The organism is Stenotrophomonas sp. YJH_SMC_46, assembly GCF_059370315.1.
The window spans coordinates 706,243-725,399 of record NZ_JCAFTO010000001.1 but is presented as its reverse complement, the minus strand read 5'-3'; the positions used below and the strand labels follow the sequence as shown (position 1 = coordinate 725,399).

Annotated in this window: 17 protein-coding genes; 10 read left to right on the top strand and 7 right to left on the bottom strand. The window is 66.9% G+C overall.

Annotated features, from left to right (window positions below):
- Positions 1-119 precede the first annotated feature (119 nt).
- Positions 120-554, bottom strand: coding sequence for a cytochrome c (locus tag AC5P8C_RS03345; RefSeq protein WP_019660425.1), 435 nt, complete (start codon positions 552-554; stop codon positions 120-122).
- 79 nt (positions 555-633) lie between these two features.
- On the opposite strand from AC5P8C_RS03345, the gene AC5P8C_RS03340 reads away from it, so the two are divergent.
- Entirely contained in the window at positions 634-1,461 is an 828-nt protein-coding gene (locus AC5P8C_RS03340) for a tRNA threonylcarbamoyladenosine dehydratase (protein WP_019660424.1), read from the top strand.
- Positions 1,462-1,571: 110 nt separating this feature from the next.
- Here the strand turns inward: AC5P8C_RS03340 and AC5P8C_RS03335 are convergent, their stop codons facing one another.
- Together AC5P8C_RS03335 and AC5P8C_RS03330 are read right to left on the bottom strand one after the other, a co-directional pair.
- Positions 1,572-2,345, bottom strand: a complete 774-nt coding sequence (locus AC5P8C_RS03335; RefSeq protein ID WP_019660423.1) for a TatD family hydrolase — start codon at positions 2,343-2,345, stop codon at positions 1,572-1,574.
- On the bottom strand, positions 2,342-2,560 hold the full coding sequence (locus tag AC5P8C_RS03330; RefSeq protein WP_019660422.1) for a DUF6116 family protein: 219 nt from the start codon (positions 2,558-2,560) through the stop codon (positions 2,342-2,344). Before AC5P8C_RS03330 ends, AC5P8C_RS03335 begins: the two co-directional genes overlap by 4 nt.
- A gap of 163 nt (positions 2,561-2,723) precedes the next feature.
- Between AC5P8C_RS03330 and AC5P8C_RS03325 the strand changes: the two genes are divergently transcribed.
- The 9 genes from AC5P8C_RS03325 to AC5P8C_RS03285 all read left to right on the top strand — a co-directional run bounded on the left by AC5P8C_RS03325 (position 2,724) and on the right by AC5P8C_RS03285 (position 12,345).
- Positions 2,724-3,566, top strand: coding sequence for a glycine zipper 2TM domain-containing protein (locus AC5P8C_RS03325; protein ID WP_026347069.1), 843 nt, complete (start codon positions 2,724-2,726; stop codon positions 3,564-3,566).
- A 123-nt stretch (positions 3,567-3,689) separates the two neighbouring features.
- A complete protein-coding gene (locus AC5P8C_RS03320; RefSeq protein ID WP_019660420.1) occupies positions 3,690-4,232 on the top strand; it encodes a GNAT family N-acetyltransferase in 543 nt (180 codons plus the stop codon).
- 176 nt (positions 4,233-4,408) lie between these two features.
- Positions 4,409-5,065 carry a glutathione S-transferase family protein gene (locus AC5P8C_RS03315; protein ID WP_031269994.1) on the top strand — a complete coding sequence of 219 codons (657 nt, stop codon included), beginning with the start codon at positions 4,409-4,411 and terminating at the stop codon, positions 5,063-5,065.
- A gap of 62 nt (positions 5,066-5,127) precedes the next feature.
- Positions 5,128-7,407 carry a thiamine pyrophosphate-dependent enzyme gene (locus AC5P8C_RS03310; protein ID WP_233653954.1) on the top strand — a complete coding sequence of 760 codons (2,280 nt, stop codon included), beginning with the start codon at positions 5,128-5,130 and terminating at the stop codon, positions 7,405-7,407.
- A 3-nt stretch (positions 7,408-7,410) separates the two neighbouring features.
- Positions 7,411-9,354, top strand: a complete 1,944-nt coding sequence (gene asnB, locus AC5P8C_RS03305) for an asparagine synthase (glutamine-hydrolyzing) (protein ID WP_233653955.1) — start codon at positions 7,411-7,413, stop codon at positions 9,352-9,354.
- Positions 9,355-9,420: 66 nt separating this feature from the next.
- Entirely contained in the window at positions 9,421-9,981 is a 561-nt protein-coding gene (locus AC5P8C_RS03300; RefSeq protein WP_233653956.1) for an NADPH-dependent FMN reductase, read from the top strand.
- A 212-nt stretch (positions 9,982-10,193) separates the two neighbouring features.
- Complete coding sequence (locus AC5P8C_RS03295; protein WP_019660415.1) at positions 10,194-11,624, top strand: replicative DNA helicase; 1,431 nt, start codon at positions 10,194-10,196, stop codon at positions 11,622-11,624.
- 263 nt (positions 11,625-11,887) lie between these two features.
- Complete coding sequence (locus AC5P8C_RS03290; protein WP_019660414.1) at positions 11,888-12,100, top strand: hypothetical protein; 213 nt, start codon at positions 11,888-11,890, stop codon at positions 12,098-12,100.
- On the top strand, positions 12,097-12,345 hold the full coding sequence (locus tag AC5P8C_RS03285) for a hypothetical protein (protein WP_032955311.1): 249 nt from the start codon (positions 12,097-12,099) through the stop codon (positions 12,343-12,345). The genes AC5P8C_RS03290 and AC5P8C_RS03285 overlap by 4 nt, the downstream gene beginning before the upstream one ends.
- A gap of 145 nt (positions 12,346-12,490) precedes the next feature.
- Here the strand turns inward: AC5P8C_RS03285 and lpdA are convergent, their stop codons facing one another.
- The 4 genes from lpdA to AC5P8C_RS03265 all read right to left on the bottom strand — a co-directional run bounded on the left by lpdA (position 12,491) and on the right by AC5P8C_RS03265 (position 19,147).
- Entirely contained in the window at positions 12,491-13,927 is a 1,437-nt protein-coding gene (gene lpdA / locus AC5P8C_RS03280) for a dihydrolipoyl dehydrogenase (RefSeq protein WP_019660412.1), read from the bottom strand.
- A 63-nt stretch (positions 13,928-13,990) separates the two neighbouring features.
- On the bottom strand, positions 13,991-15,190 hold the full coding sequence (sucB, locus tag AC5P8C_RS03275; protein WP_019660411.1) for a dihydrolipoyllysine-residue succinyltransferase: 1,200 nt from the start codon (positions 15,188-15,190) through the stop codon (positions 13,991-13,993).
- 41 nt (positions 15,191-15,231) lie between these two features.
- Positions 15,232-18,063: a 2-oxoglutarate dehydrogenase E1 component gene (locus AC5P8C_RS03270; protein ID WP_019660410.1), complete on the bottom strand. Its 2,832-nt coding sequence runs from the start codon at positions 18,061-18,063 to the stop codon at positions 15,232-15,234.
- 187 nt (positions 18,064-18,250) lie between these two features.
- Positions 18,251-19,147, bottom strand: coding sequence for a GNAT family N-acetyltransferase (locus AC5P8C_RS03265; RefSeq protein WP_233653957.1), 897 nt, complete (start codon positions 19,145-19,147; stop codon positions 18,251-18,253).
- Positions 19,148-19,157: the final 10 nt, after the last annotated feature.

Sequence of the window (19,157 nt, the reverse complement as noted above, 5' to 3'; positions counted from 1 at the left end):
TGAAGGCGGGTGCGTTGGGTGGTACTGCGTCGTGCAGCAGGGTGGACGAATCGTCCCCTTTTGAACGTGAACAAGGCGCCAACCGCGCAGCCCTTGCCCGGCTGCAGGATGAATGCGGCTCAGCGGAAGTCCTGGTGGCAGGCGCGGCAATCGGCCTGCACCGTTTCCACCACCTGCGCCAGGGCCGTGCAGTCGCTGGGCGGCGCGGCCAAGGCGGCATTGAGGCTGCCGCGCAGCTGGCTGGCATGCTGCTGGAACTGCGCGCTGTCCTTCAGCCCGGGGAAGGCAAGATCCAGGTCGTTGGACAGCAAGCGCATTGCCTGCAACCGCGGCACGCTGTCGGCCAGGCTGCAGCGGTTCTGCTGCTGGGCCTGCAGCAGCAGCTGCGACTGCCGTTGCATCACCTGCATCAGGCTGTCGGGGAACGGGTCGCGGCGGGACTGCAGGGCACGGCCGACCATCACCGTGGCGACCAGCCCGATCAGCAGGCCCAGGCCGAGCACGAACAGGTAACGGTAGGCAGGGGACGGGCGGCGGGGCGGGCTGGCGTTCATGGCAGGCTCTCCGGCGTGCAACGGTGGGTTCGATGCCGGCGCGCAGCAGGTGCCGGCAGGTGCACGTTAAAATAGCGGCATGAACGAACTGGTCAAACAACGCTTCGCCGGCATCGAACGGCTGTATGGCGTGGGCGCACTCGAGCGCCTGCAGGGCAGCCGCGTGGCGGTGGTGGGCATGGGCGGCGTCGGCTCGTGGGTGGTGGAGGCATTGGCCCGCTCTGCGGTCGGCCACCTGACCCTGATCGATGCCGATGACATCTGCGTGTCCAACACCAACCGGCAGCTGCCGGCGATGGAAGGCAACTACGGCCGCAACAAGGCCGAGGCGATGGCCGAGCGTTGCCGCGCAATCAACCCGGACATCGAGGTCGATGCCGTGCAGGCATTCCTGACCGTGTCGAACATGGCCGAGTTGCTGGACCGTGGCTTCGACTTGGTGATCGATGCCTGCGACAGCTTCCGGGTCAAGGTCGAGACGATCGCCTGGTGCCGTCGCCGCAAGCTGCCGCTGCTGACCGTGGGGGCTGCCGGTGGTCGCACCGATCCGACCCTGGTGCGCATCCGCGATGTCTCGCGCACCGAGCACGATGCCATGCTGGCACTGATCCGCAAGAAGCTGCGCAGCGAGTTCAACTTCCCTAGGAATGCCAAGCGCTACTTTGGCGTGCCGGCGGTGTATTCGCTGGAGAACGTGAAGTACCCGCAGGCCGATGGCAGTGTCTGCGGCATCCGGCCGAACCTGGGCGCCGATGCGGCATTGAAGCTCGATTGTGGTGCAGGCCTGGGGGCAGCGACCCACATCACCGGTGCGTTCGCCTTCGCCGCAGTGGGCAAGGCGCTGGAAATGCTGCTGGAGCCGAAGAAGGTGAAGGCCGACGTGGCTGAAGCCCACGCCGACGCATGACGGTAGACGCCGGCCGCTGGCCGGCATTGCCGTTGATCGTCGCCGATTCGATCAACACGTAAGTGCAGCCGGTAGCGCCGGGCCCTGCCCGGTGGCGGGTCCGCCGCCCGTTACAACGCTGGCAGAGCGAACAGCCGTCGCGCGTTCTCCGTCGTGGCATGTGCAACGGCTTCAACGTCCATTCCGCGCAGTGCCGCGACATGGCGGGCGATGACCGCCAGCCGTGCCGGTTCGTTGCGCTGGCCGCGGATGCCGGCGTCAGGCTGGTCGGGCGCGTCGGTCTCCAGCAGCAGCTGTTCCAGCGGCATCCCGCGCACCAGGCGCTGCAGTCGTTGCGCGCGTTCGTAGGTCAGCGGACCACCGAGACCGAGCAGGAAGCCCTGCCGGTGCAGCTGCGCAGCCTGTTCGGGGCTGCCGGAAAAGCTGTGCACCACGCCGCGCAGGCCGCCGATACGGCGGATCGCGGCGATCACCGCGTCCACCGCGCGTCGCGCGTGCACGATTACCGGCAGCTCGAACTCGCGGGCCAGTTGCAGCTGACCGATGAAATACGCCTGTTGCGCCTCCTCATCCAGCCCCTCGACGAAGAAATCCAGCCCGCATTCGCCGATCGCACACGGGCGTTCGCGCTCGATCCATTCGCGCAGCAGCGGCAGATGGTCGGGCCGGTGCTCGGCCAGGAACATCGGGTGCAGCCCGTAGGCCGGATGCAGCCCCGGCGCCTGCTGGCAGACCACGCGCAGCTTCGGCCAGCTGGCCGCGGTCACCGCCGGCACCACCTGCAGGCGCACGCCAGCGGCCTGCGCGCGCGCGATCACGGCGCTGCGGTCACTGTCGAACTCGCCGGCATCGAGGTGGCAGTGGCTGTCGACCAGCGGGCTCAACGCTGTTCCAGCGACGGCGCAACCGTGGCAGCGTGGCGGCTTTTCCAGTTGGCCAGCAGCAGGGTGCCGAAGCCGAGCACCAGCTCATCGACGAACGGGATCGGGTCCGGGATGAACAGCGTCAGCACGAACAGGCCCGCTGTAAGCTTGAACAGGGTGGGGTAGCGCAGCCGGCGGGCCCATTGCAGTACCGGCAGCAGCATCGGGTTGGCCATGGCGGAAATCCTCGTGGGGAATATGCAAACGCTACCACGGGCCCAGCATTTCCCGATGCTGAATGGGTTACAGGAATGAGCAGGAAATGTGGAGATTCCGTTCAGGCAGCGCATGCTGCAATCTGGTTCGAGAACGTTGCGGATGGTCCGCAAGGAGCAGGTCATGAAAAGCACAACTACAACTGTCCTGGTCGCAGCGGGCGCGCTGCTGGTCGGTGGCATCGCCACCGCCGCCTTCATGAAGAGTGGCGACAAATCGCCCGATTCCATCAGCGCCACCACCCCCAATGGCGAGTCGCGCCTGGTCGACGGCAGTGCCACCGACGATGGCGCACGTGGTGACAGGCTCGACCCGTCTGCGCCGCGTGGGCTGGAATACGCCGACGTGCTGAAGGTCGACCCGATCACCGAGAAGCAGAAGGCCTACGCCACTGTGATCGGCACCGATCCGGTGCGCGAGACTTCCACCACCCAGACCCCGCACGAGGTGTGCCAGGACGTGACCGTGCAGGAACGCCTGCCGGAGCGTGATGGCAACGTCGGTGGCACCGTGGTCGGCGCCGTGGTCGGCGGCCTGCTCGGCAACCAGGTTGGCGGCGGCAACGGCAAGAAGGCCGCGACCGCCGCAGGCGCGGTGGCCGGTGGCTTCATCGGCAACCAGATCGACAAGCGCCACGTGGGTGGCCGCGTGGTCAACCGCACCGAGCGCCAGTGCCACACCGAGACCGCCACCTCCGAGTCGAGCCGTGTTACCGGCTACAACGTGACCTACCGCAACGAAGACGGCACCACCGGTACCATGCGCATGGCCAGCAAGCCGGGCAACCGCATCGCCATGGGCACCAATGACGTGGTGAAGGGCTACAACGTGACCTACCGCTACGACGGCGCCGAGAAGACCGTGCGCATGGACAACAAGCCGGCCAGCGATCGCCTGCCGGTGGTCGATGGCCAGCTGGTCACGCAGACCGCTGCTGCCGGCGCCACTGCGGCCACGCGCCAGTAATCCAGAATACGTGCTGTACCCGACGGGCCGGCGCATGCCGGCCCGTTTCGTTGCGAGCGCGGGCATTCATCCGTGTGGAGGCCGAATCCACCATCATGGTGGCCCCTTCGACATGGAGTCGGCATGAGCATCTTCGACCTGCGCCTGGAAACCGAGCGCCTGATCCTGCGCCCGCTGCGGCGCGAGGACTACGAACCCTATCTGGCGTTCTGCGCCGACGAGGAAACGATGCGCACCCTCGGTGGCGTGCAGCCGCCTTCGGTAGCCTGGCGCGGCTTCTGCAGCCTGGCTGGCGCCTGGCAGCTGTTCGGCTTCTCGATGTTCAGCGTGATCGAAAAATCCAGCGGGGACTGGATCGGGCGGATGGGCCCCTGGCAACCGCAGGACTGGCCGGGTACCGAGGTCGGCTGGGGCATCCGCCGCGCCAGCTGGGGCCGGGGCTATGCGCCGGAAGCGGCGGTCGCGGCGATCGACTGGGCCTTCGACACGCTGGGTTGGCACGAGGTGATCCATACCATCGCCGAGAACAACGACAACTCGCGGGCGGTCGCGCGCAAGCTCGGCAGCAGGTTGCTGCGCATGGGCGAATTGCCGCCGCCTTACAACGACAAGCCGATGCAGATCTGGGGCCAGTCGCGCGAGCAGTGGCGGCAACGCGCGCGCTGAGCGTTGCCTGGTAGTGCCGGCCGCTGGCCGGCAACCATGTTGCGGCAGCATTCGTGCGATTGCCGGCCAGCGGCCGGCACTACCGGGGTGCCATGCTGCATCCGCGCTTGGCATTCCCTGGCGCACTTGCCAGACTGCACGCAGCCGGCCGCCGGCCGGATCCGATGGAGCAGGCAATGGTGGAAGAGCGCGTCCCGCTGACGGTGCATGGCATGTCGGTCTCGGGCAATTGCCACAAGGTCCGGCTGCTGCTTGAGCAGCTCGGGAGCCGTTACCGCTGGGTGGAAGTGGACAGTGCCCATGGCCAGACCCACACGCCCGAATTCCTTGCGCTCAACCCGAATGCCAAGGTGCCGCTGATCGTCCGCGACGACGGCCGCGTGCTGACCGAATCCAACGCGATCCTGTTCTGGCTGGCAGAAGGCACGCCCTACCTGCCCAGCGATGGCTGGGAGCGTGCGCAGGCGTTGAGCTGGATGTTCTTCGAGCAGTACACGCACGAGCCGTGCGTGGCGGTAGCGCGCTTCATCCGGGGCTGGACGGCGCCCGACTCGCCACGCCGCGCCGAGCTGCCACGGTTGCACGAGCGCGCCGCCACCGCGCTGGCGGTGATGGAGCAGCACCTTCGCCAGGCGCAGTGGTTCACCGGCAGCAGCTACGGCATCGCCGATATCGCCCTGTTTGCCTACACCGACGTGGCAGGCGAGGGCGGCATCAGCCTGGAGCCATTCCCCGAGGTGCGCGCCTGGCTGCAGCGCGTGCGTGCGCAGCCGCGCTTCCTGCCGATGCCGGCGGTGACCGCCGAGGTGCGCTCGCGTTTCGAGGCGGCTTGATGCCCACAGGGTAGCGCCCGGTATTGCCGGGCGGAACGCAACAACGACACGGAGGGTGTTCGATGTTCGCTGTGGTTCCGGATCCGATTCCCGCACGCATGCGGGGGCTCAACCGCGCCGAGGTGTGCGACGTCAATTTCCTTGAGGCGGTGCGCGGGTGGCGCGGGACGCCGCGCCCGCGACCCGCGGCAGATGCTCCGATCCTGCCCGGCAGTACGCTCACCGCTGCCGCCTTCGATGAACTGTTCGACTCGCAGCTGGCCAGCCGCCAGCTGGACCTGATGGCGCGCGTGCTGCGCGTGCAGAACAAGGTCTTCTACACCATCGGGTCGTCCGGCCATGAAGGCAACGCGCTGCTGGCGCGGGCCTGCCGGCACACCGATCCTGCCTTCCTGCACTATCGTTCCGGCGCCTTCATGGCCGAGCGTTCGCGCCAGGTGCCGGGCATCGACCCGTTGCGCGATGCTGCGCTTTCCTTCGCTGCCTGCGCCGATGATCCGGCCAGTGGTGGCCGCCACAAAGTGTGGGGCAGCAAGCCGCTGTGGGTGCTGCCGCAGACTTCGACCATCGCCTCGCACCTGCCGAAAGCGCTGGGCACCGCGCTGGCCATCGAGAGTGGCAAGCGGCTGGCGCAGGCGCTGCCGGTTCCCGCCGACAGTATCGTGCTCTGCTCGTTCGGCGACGCCTCGGCCAATCACGCTACCGCGCAGACGGCGTTCAACACCGCGATGTGGGCGGCCTACCAGAAACTGCTGGCGCCAATCCTGTTCGTCTGCGAGGACAACGGCCTGGGCATCTCGGTGAAGACCCCCGATGGCTGGATCGCCGAGCGCTTCAGCCACCAGCCGGGGCTGGACTATTTCTTCGCCGATGGGCTGGACCTGGCCACCGGGCACGCCCAGGTGCAGGCCGCGGTGGAACACTGCCGGCGAACGCGGCGACCGACTTTCCTGCATCTGCGCACCACGCGCCTGATGGGCCACGCCGGCACCGACTTCGAAGTGGAATGGCGGGCGTTGCCGGAGCTGTGCGCGGCCGAGGCGCAGGATCCGCTGCTGCGCTCGGCGCAGATCGCACTGGAGTCGGGCTGGATGGATGCGGCCGCGATCGAGACGGCCTACGAGACGATGCGTGCGCGCTGCATGGCCGCTGCCACCGAGGCTGAAGGCGGGGCGAAGCTGGGGTCGCTGCGGGAGGTGATGGCGCCGCTCGCACCGTACACGCCGGCAGCGGTGCAGGCTGAAGCGCAGCGCGAGGTCACTGCCGAAGCGCGCGAGGCACTCTATGGTGGTATCGAGGCATTGCCCGAACGACAGGCGCCGCGGCATCTGGCGATCCAGATCAACCACGGCCTGCAGGAATTGCTGGCGAAGTATCCGCAGAGCCTGCTGTTCGGCGAGGACGTGGCCCAGAAGGGCGGTGTGTACACTGTCACAAAGGATCTGCTGCGCCGCTTCGGGCCACGCCGGGTGTTCAATACCCTGCTGGACGAAACCATGATCCTGGGCATGGCGCAGGGCCTGGCCAACATGGGCATGCTGCCGATTCCGGAAATCCAGTACCTGGCCTACCTGCACAATGCCATCGACCAGCTTCGTGGCGAGGCCTGTTCGCTGCAGTTCTTCTCCAACGACCAGTACCGCAACCCGATGCTGCTGCGGGTGGCCGGGCTGGGCTACCAGAAGGGCTTCGGCGGCCACTTCCACAACGACAACTCGATCACCGCCCTGCGCGACATCCCCGGGCTGGTGGTCGGCTGCCCGTCGCGCGGCGACGATGCGGTGATGATGTTGCGCACGCTGGCGGCGCTGGCCCGGGTGGATGGGCGCGTGGCCGTGTTCCTGGAGCCGATCGCGCTGTACATGAGCAAGGACCTGCATGAGCCGGGCGATGGCCAGTGGCTGTTCGACTATCCGGCCCAGGGCCGGGCACTGGTGCCGGGCGAGGGCCGTGTTTACGGGCCGGAGGCGGGCGATCTGGTGGTCTACACGTATGGCAACGGCGTGCCGATGGCGTTGCGCGCAGCGCGAGCCATCGGGCAGCAGCTGGGCTGGCAGGTGCGGGTGGTCGACCTGCGCTGGCTGGTGCCGCTGGATGCCGGCTTCATCGCCGCCCAGGCCGCCAGCGCACGGCGGGTGCTGGTGCTGGACGAGGGCCGGCACAGTGGCGGGGTGGGCGAGGGCGTGGTGACCGCACTGGTCAAGGCCGGTTTCGGCCATCTGCCACTGCGCCGGGTCTGCGGTGCCGATACCTACACCCCGTTGGCGGGGGCAGCAATGTTCGGGCTTCCAAGCGACAATGCGGTGATTGGCGCCGCCCTTGAACTGGCGCAGGAACCTTGATGCATGTGTGGATTGGCGGGAATGTTGTTGCCGGCGCCTGTGGCGTCGGCCGAGCTACTGCAGGCGCAGGTGCTGGCCATGGGCGAAGCGCTGCACCATCGCGGGCCGGATGATGGCGGCAACTGGGTCGATGCCGGTGTAGGCATCGCGCTGGCACACCGTCGCCTGAGCATTCTCGACCTGTCGCCGCTGGGCCACCAGCCGATGGCTTCGGCCGACGGCCGCTATGTGATGGCGTACAACGGCGAGGTCTACAACTTCGCTGCCCTGCGTGCAGAACTGGAGCCATTGGGGCATGTCTTCCGTGGTCACTCCGACACCGAGGTGCTGCTGGCAGCGATCCTGCAATGGGGCATGGAAGACACCCTGCAGCGCTGCAACGGCATGTTCGCCATCGCGCTGTGGGACCGCCAGCAGCAATGCCTGTGGCTGGCCCGCGACCGCGTTGGCAAGAAGCCGTTGTACTACGGCTGGGCCGGGGACACCCTGGTGTTCGGCTCCGAACTGAAGGCGCTGTGGCAGCACCCGGCCTTCGACAACGACATCGACCGTGACGCACTGACCCTGCTGCTGCGGCTGGACTACATTCCAGCCCCGCACAGCATCCACCAGCGCTGCTACAAGCTGATGCCGGGCCGCGTGCTGCGCCTGGATGCCGAAGCCGTGGCGGCGGGCGCTTCGGCGCATCGCCCGGAACAGGCGCAGCGCCCCTACTGGGATGCACGTGCACGCATGCAGGCGGCGCTGGCTGCGCCGTTCCAGGGCCGCATCGAGGAGGCCGAGGAGCAGCTGGACGGGCTGCTGCGCGACGCAGTGGCGCTGCGCATGGTGGCCGACGTGCCGGTGGGCGTGTTCCTGTCCGGGGGTACCGATTCGTCGCTGGTGGCGGCGCTGATGCAGGCGCAGAGCGGGCAGCCGGTGCACAGTTTCAGCATCGGATTTACCGATTCGAGCCACGACGAGGCGCCGCTGGCCAAGGAACTGGCCGCGCACCTGGGCTGTGACCACACCGAACTCTACGTGAGTGGCGCCGATGCACTGGCGGTGGTGCCGCAGTTGCCGGCGATGTTTGACGAACCCTTCGCCGATGCCTCGCAGGTACCGACCGCGCTGGTCGCCCGGCTGGCGCGGCAGGGCGTGACCGTGGCGCTTTCCGGCGATGGTGGCGATGAACTGTTCTTCGGCTACACCCGCTATGTGCGCGCGCTGCGCAACTGGCAGATGCTGGGGCGCGTGCCTGGGCCGCTGCGGCGCTGGATGGGCGCGCGCTCCCAGCAGCAGGGCGAGGCCTCGCGTACCGGCGGCCTGGCCGCGCTGTTGGCCGAGTCCGGCGCGCGTGGCATCGGTGACGTGTACCGCAACCGCATCTCGCGCTGGCGCGACCCGACAGCGGCAGTGCCGGGCGCGCAGGCTGCCGGCAGCTTCTATGATCTGGCCGATCCGTTGCACGGCGCCGGCACACCGGCCGACGCGATGATGCTGGCCGATTACCTGACCTACCTGCCGGATGATCTGCTGTGCAAGGTCGACCGGACCTCGATGGCGGTCAGCCTGGAAGCGCGCGCACCGTTGCTGGATTCACGCGTGGCCGAGTTCGCCTGGTCGCTGCCGCTGGGCTTCAAGCGCAGTGAGACCACCAGCAAGGTGCTGCTCAAGCGCGTGCTGTGCCGTTATGTGCCGCAGTCGATGGTGCACCGTCCCAAGCGCGGTTTCGGCGCACCGGTCAGTGACTGGCTGAAGGGCGACCTGCGGCCGTGGGCCGAAGACCTGTTGCAGCCGGCACGGCTGGAGCGGGAGGGCGTGCTGTCGGCGGCCGCCATACAGCCGCTGTGGCAGCAGTTCCTCGGCGGCCAGCGCAAGTGGCATACCCATCTGTGGAACGTGCTGATGTTCCAGGCCTGGCAGGCGCATTGGCGGCAGGTGCGTGCGGGCGTGACGGGCGGCTGATCTTCACCGGCCTGCAAGGGCCCGGCGACTAGGCTGGTGCTCCCGCACCGTGAGGAGTATGTCCCGATGTCCGTCCCCACCATCGCCGTGTTCGTTGGCAGCCTGCGCAAGGATTCCTGCAACCGCAAGCTGGCCCATGCGCTGGAGAAGCTCGCCGGTGATCGCGCGCGCTTCCAGTATGTGCAGATCGGCGATCTGCCGTTGTACGACCAGGATTTCGACGCCGATTATCCGCCGCAGGGCACCCGGCTGAAGGACCAGGTGCGCGCCGCCGACGCGGTGCTGTTCGTGACACCCGAGTACAACCGGTCGGTGCCCGGCGTGCTCAAGAACGCCATCGATATCGGATCGCGCCCGTATGGTGACAGTGCGTTTGCCGGCAAGCCGGCGGCGGTGATCGGCGCCTCCATCGGCCAGATCGGCACCGCCGTGGCCCAGCAGCATCTGCGCAACAGCCTGGCCTTCCTGGACATGCACGTGCTCGGCCAGCCAGAGGCATTCATTCATTTCAAGGACGGCCTGATCGATGCCGACGGCACGGTCCACAACGAGGGCACGCAGAAATTCCTGCAGGGCTACATGGACCGGTTCCTGGCGCTGATCGAGGTGCACGTCAAGGGCGATTGACGCCAGCGGTCGACACCACCATCTGCGATAATGCGTGCTCGGGCGCCGCAACGGCGCCCGTCGCAGGCAGTGCGATGCTCCCACGCCAGTCTGGCCAGGTACCGGCGGATATCCCCCGTTTTCCCACGGTTTATCCACAGGCTTGTCCATCGCCGCCGGGGGCGGCACATGCCTACACTCGTCTCGCCCACTTTTGCAGGAAACATCGCAGCATGTCCGCTCGCCCCGGCTTCCGTTCCAACCGCAGAGAGCGCGGTGATGGCTTCGATCGCGAACGCGACGAGTCGCGCATCGACCAGCTGCGGGTACCGCCGCATTCGGTGGAAGCCGAGCAGGCGGTGCTGGGTGGCCTGATGCTGGCCCCGGAGGCCTACGACCGGGTCAATGACCAGCTGACCGAAAGCGACTTCTACCGCCGCGACCACCAGATGATCTATCGCGCAATCCGTGAGCTGTCCGAGCGCGAGCGGCCGTTCGATGCGGTGACCTTGGGCGAGTGGTTCGAATCGCAGGGCAAGATGGAACTGGTGGGTGATGGCGCCTACCTGGTCGAGCTGGCCAGTACCACGCCGTCAGCCGCCAACATCGTGGCCTATGCCGAGATCGTGCGTGACAAGGCGGTGCTGCGGCAGCTGATCCAGGTCGGCACGGATATCGTCAACGACGGCTTCCAGCCCGAAGGGCGTGACAGCAGCGAGCTGCTGGCCTCGGCAGAAAAGAGCGTGTTCGCCATCGCCGAACAGGGCGCACGCGGCCGTACCGATTTCGTGGCGATGCCCGGTGCACTGAAGGATGCCTTCGAAGAGCTGCGCAGTCGTTTCGAGAACGGCGGCAACATTACCGGCCTGCCGACCGGTTATACCGATTTCGACGCAATGACCTCCGGCCTGCAGCCGACCGACCTGATCATCCTTGCCGCGCGCCCGGCCATGGGCAAGACCACCTTCGCACTGAACATCGCCGAGTACGCAGCGATCAAATCGAAGAAGGGCGTGGCCGTGTTCTCGATGGAAATGTCGGCCGCGCAGTTGGCGATGCGCCTGATTTCCTCCAATGGCCGCATCAACGCGCAGCGCCTGCGTACCGGCCAGCTGGAAGACGAGGACTGGAGCCGTGTCACCAGCGCGATCAAGATGCTGAAGGAAACCAAGATCTTCATCGACGACACGCCCGGCGTGTCGCCTGAAGTGCTGCGTTCCAAGTGCCGCCGCCTCAAGCGCGAGCATGACCTGGGCCTGGTGGTGATCGACTACCTGCAGCTGATGAGCGTGCCGGGCAACAGCGAGAACCGCGCGACTGAAATCTCGGAAATCTCGCGTTCGCTGAAGGGCCTGGCCAAGGAACTGAACGTTCCAGTGATCGCGTTGTCGCAGCTCAACCGCTCGCTGGAAACGCGTACCGACAAGCGCCCGGTGATGGCCGACCTTCGCGAATCGGGCGCAATCGAGCAGGACGCGGACATGATCGTCTTCATCTACCGCGACGATTACTACAACAAGGAAAATTCGCCAGACAAGGGCTTGGCCGAGATCATCATCGGCAAGCACCGTGGTGGCCCGACCGGTTCGTGCAAGCTGAAGTTCTTTGGCGAATACACCCGATTCGACAACCTGGCCCACGATTCGGTCGGTTCGTTCGAGTAACGGTCGTGCCGGCCGTTGGCCGGCAACCGCCATCGGGCGCTGTAGAGCCCAAGGCAGCGGCAGGAGCCGCTGTCAGCGCCCCCGTGCAGCGCGGGTTCCATGCGGTCGCCACGAAGCGCAGCCGGGCATGGGCTCGGCATTGCACCGGCGCTGGGTCGGTTTCATCGCCCCCAGCCCGGTTTCGTCGCAAACCATTTGCGCGCGGCAAGGGCAGGGCGCCAACGTGTCGGCAGGCGGCAAGGTGCCGCCACGAGGAGACCGTGATGAAGACCCTGTTCGCGCTCGGTGTGTGGTGCCTGCTGTTCGTGCTGTGCTGGCCGCTGGCGGTCCTCGCCCTGATCGCGTGGCCGTTTGTCTGGTTGCTGAGCCTGCCGTTCCGCTTGGTCGGCATCACGTTCTCGGCGCTGTTTGCGTTCCTGCGCGCGCTGTTCATGCTGCCCGCGCGCCTGCTCGGCGGCGGCCCGGTGGCGGCATGAGGGCAGTGGTGCTGGTCGCGCTGGCATTGCTTGCGGGGCCGGCACCGGCCACACCGGTGTCACCGTCGTCCGCATGGCTGGAACGACAGCAGGCCGCCGCTGCCGATGAGGCGGATGCTGCAGCGGCCAGGGCGGTCAAGCCCAGGGAGCGCTGCCGGGTGGTGAAGGAGTGGAAGGCGGGTGGAACCGTGGTCCGGCACCGCATCTGTGACGATCCGCCGAAGAAGCCGGCCGGAAAGGTGTAGCGCCGAGCCCAATGCTCGGCGGCCTGTGCAGGGCAGCCGAGCGTGGACTCGGCACTACAGGGAAATGAGCAACAAAAAACCCCGCCGAAGCGGGGTTCCTTGCATCCGGCCATCCCGGCCAGCGGCCGGCACAACCCGCGAACGATCAGTTCGCCTTGTGGATGGCGCGCTTGCTGACCGCCATCGCCGCGTCGTGGATCACTTCCGACAGCGACGGGTGGGCGTGGCAGATGCGGGCCAGGTCGTCGGCCGAGCCGCTGAATTCCATGGTCAGCACGCCTTCGTGCACCAGCTCGGAGACGTTGGCGCCGACCAGGTGCATGCCGAGGATGCGATCGGTTTCGGCATGGGCCAGGATCTTCACGAAGCCCGCCGGCTCGATCATCGCCACGGCACGGCCGTTGGCGGCGAACGGGAAGCTGCCGGCCTTGTACGGAATGCCCTCGGCCTTCAGCTGGGCTTCGGTCTTGCCGACCCAGGCCAGTTCCGGCTCGGTGTAGATGACCCACGGGATGGTGTCGAAGTTGACGTGGCCCGGCAGGCCGGCGATCAGCTCAGCCACCGCGATGCCTTCCTCGAAGCCCTTGTGCGCCAGCATCGGGCCGCGCACGCAGTCGCCGACCGCCCACACGCCGTCGACGCCGGTGTGGCAGTGCGCATCGACTTCAATCTGGCCGCGCTCGTTGACCTTGACGCCGGTGCCTTCGGCCAGCAGGCCCTTGGTGGCGGCGCGACGGCCCACGGCCACCAGCAGCTTGTCCACGGTCAGGGTCTTTTCGCCTTCGGCGTCGGTGTAGGTGACGATGACTTCCTTCTTCTTGCCCTTGCCGGTGATCTCGGTCTTGGAAACCTTGGCATTGAGCTTGATGTCCAGGCCCTGCTTCTTGAACTCCTTGGCAGCGGTCTTGGCCACTTCGGCGTCAGCAGCGGCCAGGAACTCCGGCATGGCTTCCAGGATGGTCACCTCAGCGCCCAGGCGCTTCCACACGCTGCCCAGTTCCAGGCCGATCACGCCGGCGCCGATCACCGCCAGGCGGTTCGGCACTTCGGTGAAGTCCAGGCCGCCGACGTTGTCGACGATGGTCTCGCCGTCGAACTTGGCGAACGGCAGCTCGATCGAATCCGAACCGGCCGCGATGATGACGTTGGTGCCCTTCAGCTCGACTTCCGAACCGTCGTGCTGCTTCACCTTGACCACGTTGCCTGGCTGCAGCTGGCCGAAGCCGTAATAGGCGGCGACCTTGTTGGCCTTGAACAGCATGCCGATGCCGCCGGTGAACTGCTTGACGATCTTGTCCTTGCGGCCAATCATCGCCTCGACGTCGATCTTGGCATCCTTGAAGCTGATGCCGTGGTCGCCAAAGATGTGGCCCATGTTCCAGAACTGGCGCGAGGAATCCAGCAGCGCCTTGGACGGGATGCAGCCCACGCGCAGGCAGGTGCCGCCGAGGGCCGGCTTGCCGTCCTTGCCCAGCGCAGCGTCGATGCAGGCGGTCTTCAGGCCCAGCTGGGCCGCGCGGATGGCAGCGTGGTAACCGGCCGGGCCGGCACCGATGACGACGACGTCGAATTGTTCAGCCATTGAATTATTCCTTGATGCATTACCAGAACCCCTCCGCGCAGGCGCGGAGGGGCGGGAGGTTTCTTACAGGCCGAACAGCATGCGGCCCGGGTTTTCCAGCTGGTTCTTGATGTCCACCAGGAACTGCACCGAGTCCTTGCCGTCGATGATGCGGTGGTCGTAGGACAGCGCCAGGTACATCATCGGCGCGATCACGACCTGGCCGTTCTGGGCGATCGGACGCTCCTTGATGGCGTGCATGCCCAGGATGGCGCTCTGCGGCGGGTTGATGATCGGGGTCGACAGCAGCGAACCGAAGGTGCCGCCGTTGGTCACGGTGAAGGTGCCGCCCTGCAGTTCTTCCAGGCCCAGCTTGCCGTCACGTGCCTTCTTGGCGTAGTCGGCGATGGTCTTCTCGATGTCGGCGAACGACATGCGCTCGACGTTGCGTAGGACCGGCGTGACCAGGCCCTTCTCGGTCGAGACGGCGATCGAGATGTCCGAGTAGCCGTGGTAGATGATGTCGTCGCCGTCGATCGAGGCATTGACCAGCGGGAAGCGCTGCAGCGCGTTGGCAGCGGCCTTCACGAAGAAGCTCATGAAGCCCAGCTTGATGCCGTGGGCCTTGACGAACTCGTCCTGCAGTTCCTTGCGCGCGGCCGAAACCTTGGACAGGTCGACTTCGTTGAAGGTGGTCAGCATGGCGGTGGAGTTCTTCGACTCCATCAGGCGCTCGGCAATGCGCTTGCGGATGCGGGTCATCGGCACGCGCTCTTCCGGACGTGCGCCACCGGCCTTGCCGGCGCCGCCGTTGCGGGCGAAGTTGACGATGTCTTCCTTGGTCACCGCGCCACGACGGCCGGTGCCGTCGACGTCGGCCGGGTTCACGCCTTCGGTGATGGCGGTGAAGCGGGCGCCCGGCGGCAGCGCGTCGGCGGCCGACTTGGCAGCCGGGGCCGGCGCAGCGGCAGCGGCCGGAGCAGCGGCGGCCGGTGCGGCTTCAGCCTTCTTCTCTTCAGCGGCCGGGGCCGGAGCCGCAGCTACGGCGCCTTCTTCGATGATCGCCACGACCTGGCTGGAGGTCACGGTATCGCCTTCCTTGAACTTGATTTCCTTGAGCACGCCGTCAACCGGCGACGGCACTTCCAGGACGACCTTGTCGGTTTCCAGGTCAAGCAGGTTTTCGTCGCGCTTGACGGCGTCGCCCACCTTCTTGTGCCAGGTGGCGATGGTGCCGTCGGCGACGGATTCGGGCAGTACCGGGGCTTTGACTTCGGTGGCCATTGCGGGAGCTTCCTGGTTTGTCTTCTAAATAGGGGGGAGAGTTATTCAGCGACCTGGTCGTTGAACGGGTTGACCAGTGCGTCGGCGATCAGCTGCTGCTGCTCGCGGACATGGTCAGCCATGTGACCGGCAGCCGGCGAGGCCGAACGTGCGCGACCGGCGTAGTGCAGGTTCTGGCCATCGGCCAGGCAGAACTGCAGGTGGTGGCGGATCTGGTACCACGCACCCTGGTTCTGCGGTTCTTCCTGCGTCCACACCACGTCGGTGGCCTTGCCGTACTTCTTCAGCTCGGCAGCCAGCAGCGCACGCGGGAACGGATACAGTTGCTCCACGCGGATGATCGCCACGTCGTCCTGGCCACGCTTGGTCTGGTCCTCCAGCAGGTCGTAGTAGACCTTGCCCGAGCACAGCACCACGCGCTTGACCTTCTTGGCGTCGGCATTGGCGTCGCCGATCAGGTGCTGGAACTCGCCGTTGGCCAGCTCGTCGAGGGTCGACACCGCCAGCTTGTGGCGCAGCAGCGACTTCGGCGACATCACCACCAGCGGCTTGCGGGTGGTCATGTGCAGCTGGCGACGCAGCATGTGGAAGGCCTGGGCCGGAGTCGACGGCACGACCACCAGCATGTTCTCCAGCGCGCACAGCTGCAGGAAGCGCTCCAGGCGCGCCGAGCTGTGTTCGGGGCCTTGCCCTTCATAGCCGTGCGGCAGCAGCAGGGTCAGGCCGGAAATGCGGCCCCACTTGGCTTCACCGGCGGCGATGAACTGGTCGATCACCACCTGGGCGCCGTTGGCGAAGTCGCCGAACTGGCCTTCCCAGATGCACAGCGTGTTCGGATCGGTGGTGGAGAAGCCGTATTCGTAGGCCATCACCGCTTCTTCGCTCAGCAGCGAGTCGATGACGGTGGCCTTCTCCGGCGAATCCACCAGCTGCCGCAGCGGCATGTAGTAGTTGTCGGTCTTCTGGTCGTGCAGGATCGCGTGGCGGTGCGTGAACGTACCGCGGCCGACGTCCTGGCCGACCAGGCGCAGTGCATGGCCTTCGTCGAGCAGGGTGGCGTAGGCCAGGTTCTCGGCAAAGCCCCAGTCGCCCGGAATCTCGCCGGCGGCCATCTTGCGGCGGTCGTCGTAGACCTTGGCCACGCGCGAGTGCAGCTGCACTTCGTCCGGGATGGTGTTGATCAGCCTGGCCAGTTCGACCAGCTTGTTCTTCTCGACCTTGGTCGAGACCGGGTCGGACAGCTTGCCTTCCAGCAGCTTCGGCCAATCGACGAACAGCGGGCTGCTCGGCGGGGTCTTCTCGACCTTGGCCAGTTCGGTGGTCACTTCACCGGCGTCCAGCTTCTCGCGGTAGGCATCGACCATCGCCTTGCCGGCACCGGCGGCGATCACGCCTGCCTTCTCCAGCTGCTCGGCGTACATCTCGCGGGTGGTCGGGTGCTTGCGGATCACCTGGTACATCAGCGGCTGGGTGATTGCCGGTTCGTCGGCCTCGTTGTGGCCCCAACGGCGGTAGCACATCAGGTCGATGACCACGTCCTTGGCGAACTTCTGGCGGAACTCGAAGGCCAGCTGCGCGGCGAACACCACCGCTTCCGGATCATCGCCGTTCACGTGCAGTACCGGCGCGGCGATCATCTTCGCCACGTCGGTGGCATAGCGCGTGGAGCGCGTATCCAGCGGGTTGGAGGTGGTGAAGCCCACCTGGTTGTTGACCACGATGTGCACGGTGCCACCGACGGCGAAGCCGCGGGCCTGCGACATCTGGAACAGCTCCATGACCACGCCCTGGCCGGAGAAGGCCGCGTCGCCGTGGATCAGGATCGGCATCACCTGCTTGCGGGCGGTGTCCTTCCGGCGCTCCTGGCGCGAACGCACGGAACCGGCCACGACCGGGTCGGCGATTTCCAGGTGCGACGGGTTGAACGCCAGCGCCAGGTGCACCGGGCCGCCTTCAGTGGCGACGTCGGCGGAGAAGCCCATGTGGTACTTCACGTCGCCGGCCGAAGCGTGCTCGTCGTGCTCGAACTTGCCCTCGAACTCGTCGAACAGCTTGCGCGGGTTCTTGCCCAGGGTGTTGACCAGCACGTTCAGGCGGCCGCGGTGGGCCATGCCGATCACCACGTCCTTGACGCCATCCTTGCCGGCGCTGCGGATGATGGTGTCCATCATCGGGATCAGCGAGTCGCCGCCTTCCAGCGAGAAGCGCTTCTGGCCGACGTACTTGGTGTGCAGGTAGCGCTCCAGGCCTTCGGCCGCGGTCAGGCGCTCCAGGGTGCGGCGCTGGGTGTCAGCGTCCAGCTGGTAGTTGCCACCGGCCGCTTCCAGCTTCTTGTAGATCCACTGGCGCTGCTCGACCTCGGAGATGTGCATGAACTCCGCACCGATCGAGCCGGTGTAGGTCGCCTTCAGGCGTGCCAGCAGGTCGCGCAGCTTCATGCGCGGCTGGCCGCCGACGCCGCCGGTGCTGAACTCGCTGTTGAGGTCGGCATCGGACAGGCTGTGGAACGGCAGGCCCAGGTCCGGGGTGTTGACCGGTGCGGCCAGGCCCAGCGGGTCCAGGCGGGCGTCGAGGTGGCCGCGGGAGCGGTAGGCGGTGATCAGACGACCGACATTGCGCTCGCGCTCGTCGCCCGCACCGCTGCCGGTGCCAGCTTTCAGCGCATCCTTGGCCGCGTCCGCGATGTGGGAGATGACGGCCGAGTGCGGAATGTCACCTGCTTCACGGCCCTTGAAGCCATCGAAGTAGGTTTTCCATTTGGGATCGACACTATCCGGGGAGACCAGGTACTGCTCGTACAGGTCCTCGACATAGGAGGCGTTGCCGCCGGCGAGTTGCGAAGATTGCGCAAACTGCTTCAGTTGATTGTCCACGATGGAGGGTGTTGATTCGCTTTGTGGGGTATGGCTTCAGAAGGACCCGGCAGGAATGATGAATAGCCCTGCGCGGGCGCGTTCAAACAGCCAAATTGTACCCCCAACGGGCCACGAAGGGGCATTGCCGCAGGCAACCCGCGTCCTCGGGTGCCGGTTCCAGACAGGTTGGGTCGGCGGCGCCGGCTCAGATGCCGAGCGCGCGCAGTTCGCTGCAATCGCGCGAACGGTCCCAGACACGCAGCAATTGCTGCTCGAACGGCTGCGAACGTGCAGGCAGTGCGATGCCGGCCTCGCCGTCGAGGCGATGGCCGATCAGACGAAAGTAGAAGTCGCCCGCATCGTTGAGCAGGCAGGCCGAGGCCAACGCACGGTCGACCGGATCGCTGACCTCGCGGAACCGGACCACGCTGGGCAGGCGCTGGGCCAGCGCCAGCAGTGGGGCGCCGGCAGCGGCGATCGCAGCGGCATCGTGCACGATCACCTGCAGCTGCTTGTCGTGGCGGGCAGTGACGAAGCGGCGCAGCGCGGCCTGCACCGTAGGCGTGTCGAGCAGGCCCGGGTCGAGCTGGCGGCTGTGCAGCCACAGCTGGCGACGGGCGCGGTGAATGACGGCGGTAGTGGCCGCCACGGCCTCGGCGCGGCTGTCGATGGCGCTGGCCGCGCCCAGCCGCCGCCGCATCTGCTGGTGGCCGATGCCGGCCTCCTCGAACACCTCGCCCTCGGGCAGGAAGCCCTGGCGGGCATAGAAGTCGCGGGCGGGCAGCTGGGCGTGCAGGTGCAGTTCGGCCAGGCCGAGCCGGCGCCCGGCCTCCACCAGTGCCTCCAGCAGGGCCTCACCGACGCCCTGGCTGCGATGGTCGGCCAGCACCGCCATGCGACCGATGCGGCCATCGGGGGCCAGGCGGCCGGTGCCGACCGGCAGGCCTTCGGCGTCCAGCGCCAGCACATGGGCGCTGACCGGGTCCAGCGCGTCGCGTTCCAGTTCGGCGGCGATGCCCTGTTCCTGCACGAACACGCGTTGGCGCACGTCGTGGATGGCAACATGGGCGTTGGCGTGGCTGACCTGCTGGACCCGGACCATGGCGGCAGGG

Bases quoted from the DNA above. Each gene is read 5' to 3' on its own strand.
- AC5P8C_RS03345 (WP_019660425.1), bottom strand. From the start codon at position 554: ATGAACGCCAGCCCGCCCCGCCGCCCGTCCCCTGCCTACCGTTACCTG.
- AC5P8C_RS03340 (WP_019660424.1), top strand. From the start codon at position 634: ATGAACGAACTGGTCAAACAACGCTTCGCCGGCATCGAACGGCTGTAT.
- AC5P8C_RS03330 (WP_019660422.1), bottom strand. From the start codon at position 2,560: ATGGCCAACCCGATGCTGCTGCCGGTACTGCAATGGGCCCGCCGGCTG.
- AC5P8C_RS03325 (WP_026347069.1), top strand. From the start codon at position 2,724: ATGAAAAGCACAACTACAACTGTCCTGGTCGCAGCGGGCGCGCTGCTG.
- AC5P8C_RS03320 (WP_019660420.1), top strand. From the start codon at position 3,690: ATGAGCATCTTCGACCTGCGCCTGGAAACCGAGCGCCTGATCCTGCGC.
- AC5P8C_RS03315 (WP_031269994.1), top strand. From the start codon at position 4,409: ATGGTGGAAGAGCGCGTCCCGCTGACGGTGCATGGCATGTCGGTCTCG.
- AC5P8C_RS03310 (WP_233653954.1), top strand. From the start codon at position 5,128: ATGTTCGCTGTGGTTCCGGATCCGATTCCCGCACGCATGCGGGGGCTC.
- asnB (WP_233653955.1), top strand. From the start codon at position 7,411: ATGTGTGGATTGGCGGGAATGTTGTTGCCGGCGCCTGTGGCGTCGGCC.
- AC5P8C_RS03300 (WP_233653956.1), top strand. From the start codon at position 9,421: ATGTCCGTCCCCACCATCGCCGTGTTCGTTGGCAGCCTGCGCAAGGAT.
- AC5P8C_RS03295 (WP_019660415.1), top strand. From the start codon at position 10,194: ATGTCCGCTCGCCCCGGCTTCCGTTCCAACCGCAGAGAGCGCGGTGAT.
- AC5P8C_RS03290 (WP_019660414.1), top strand. From the start codon at position 11,888: ATGAAGACCCTGTTCGCGCTCGGTGTGTGGTGCCTGCTGTTCGTGCTG.
- AC5P8C_RS03285 (WP_032955311.1), top strand. From the start codon at position 12,097: ATGAGGGCAGTGGTGCTGGTCGCGCTGGCATTGCTTGCGGGGCCGGCA.
- lpdA (WP_019660412.1), bottom strand. From the start codon at position 13,927: ATGGCTGAACAATTCGACGTCGTCGTCATCGGTGCCGGCCCGGCCGGT.
- sucB (WP_019660411.1), bottom strand. From the start codon at position 15,190: ATGGCCACCGAAGTCAAAGCCCCGGTACTGCCCGAATCCGTCGCCGAC.
- AC5P8C_RS03265 (WP_233653957.1), bottom strand. From the start codon at position 19,147: ATGGTCCGGGTCCAGCAGGTCAGCCACGCCAACGCCCATGTTGCCATC.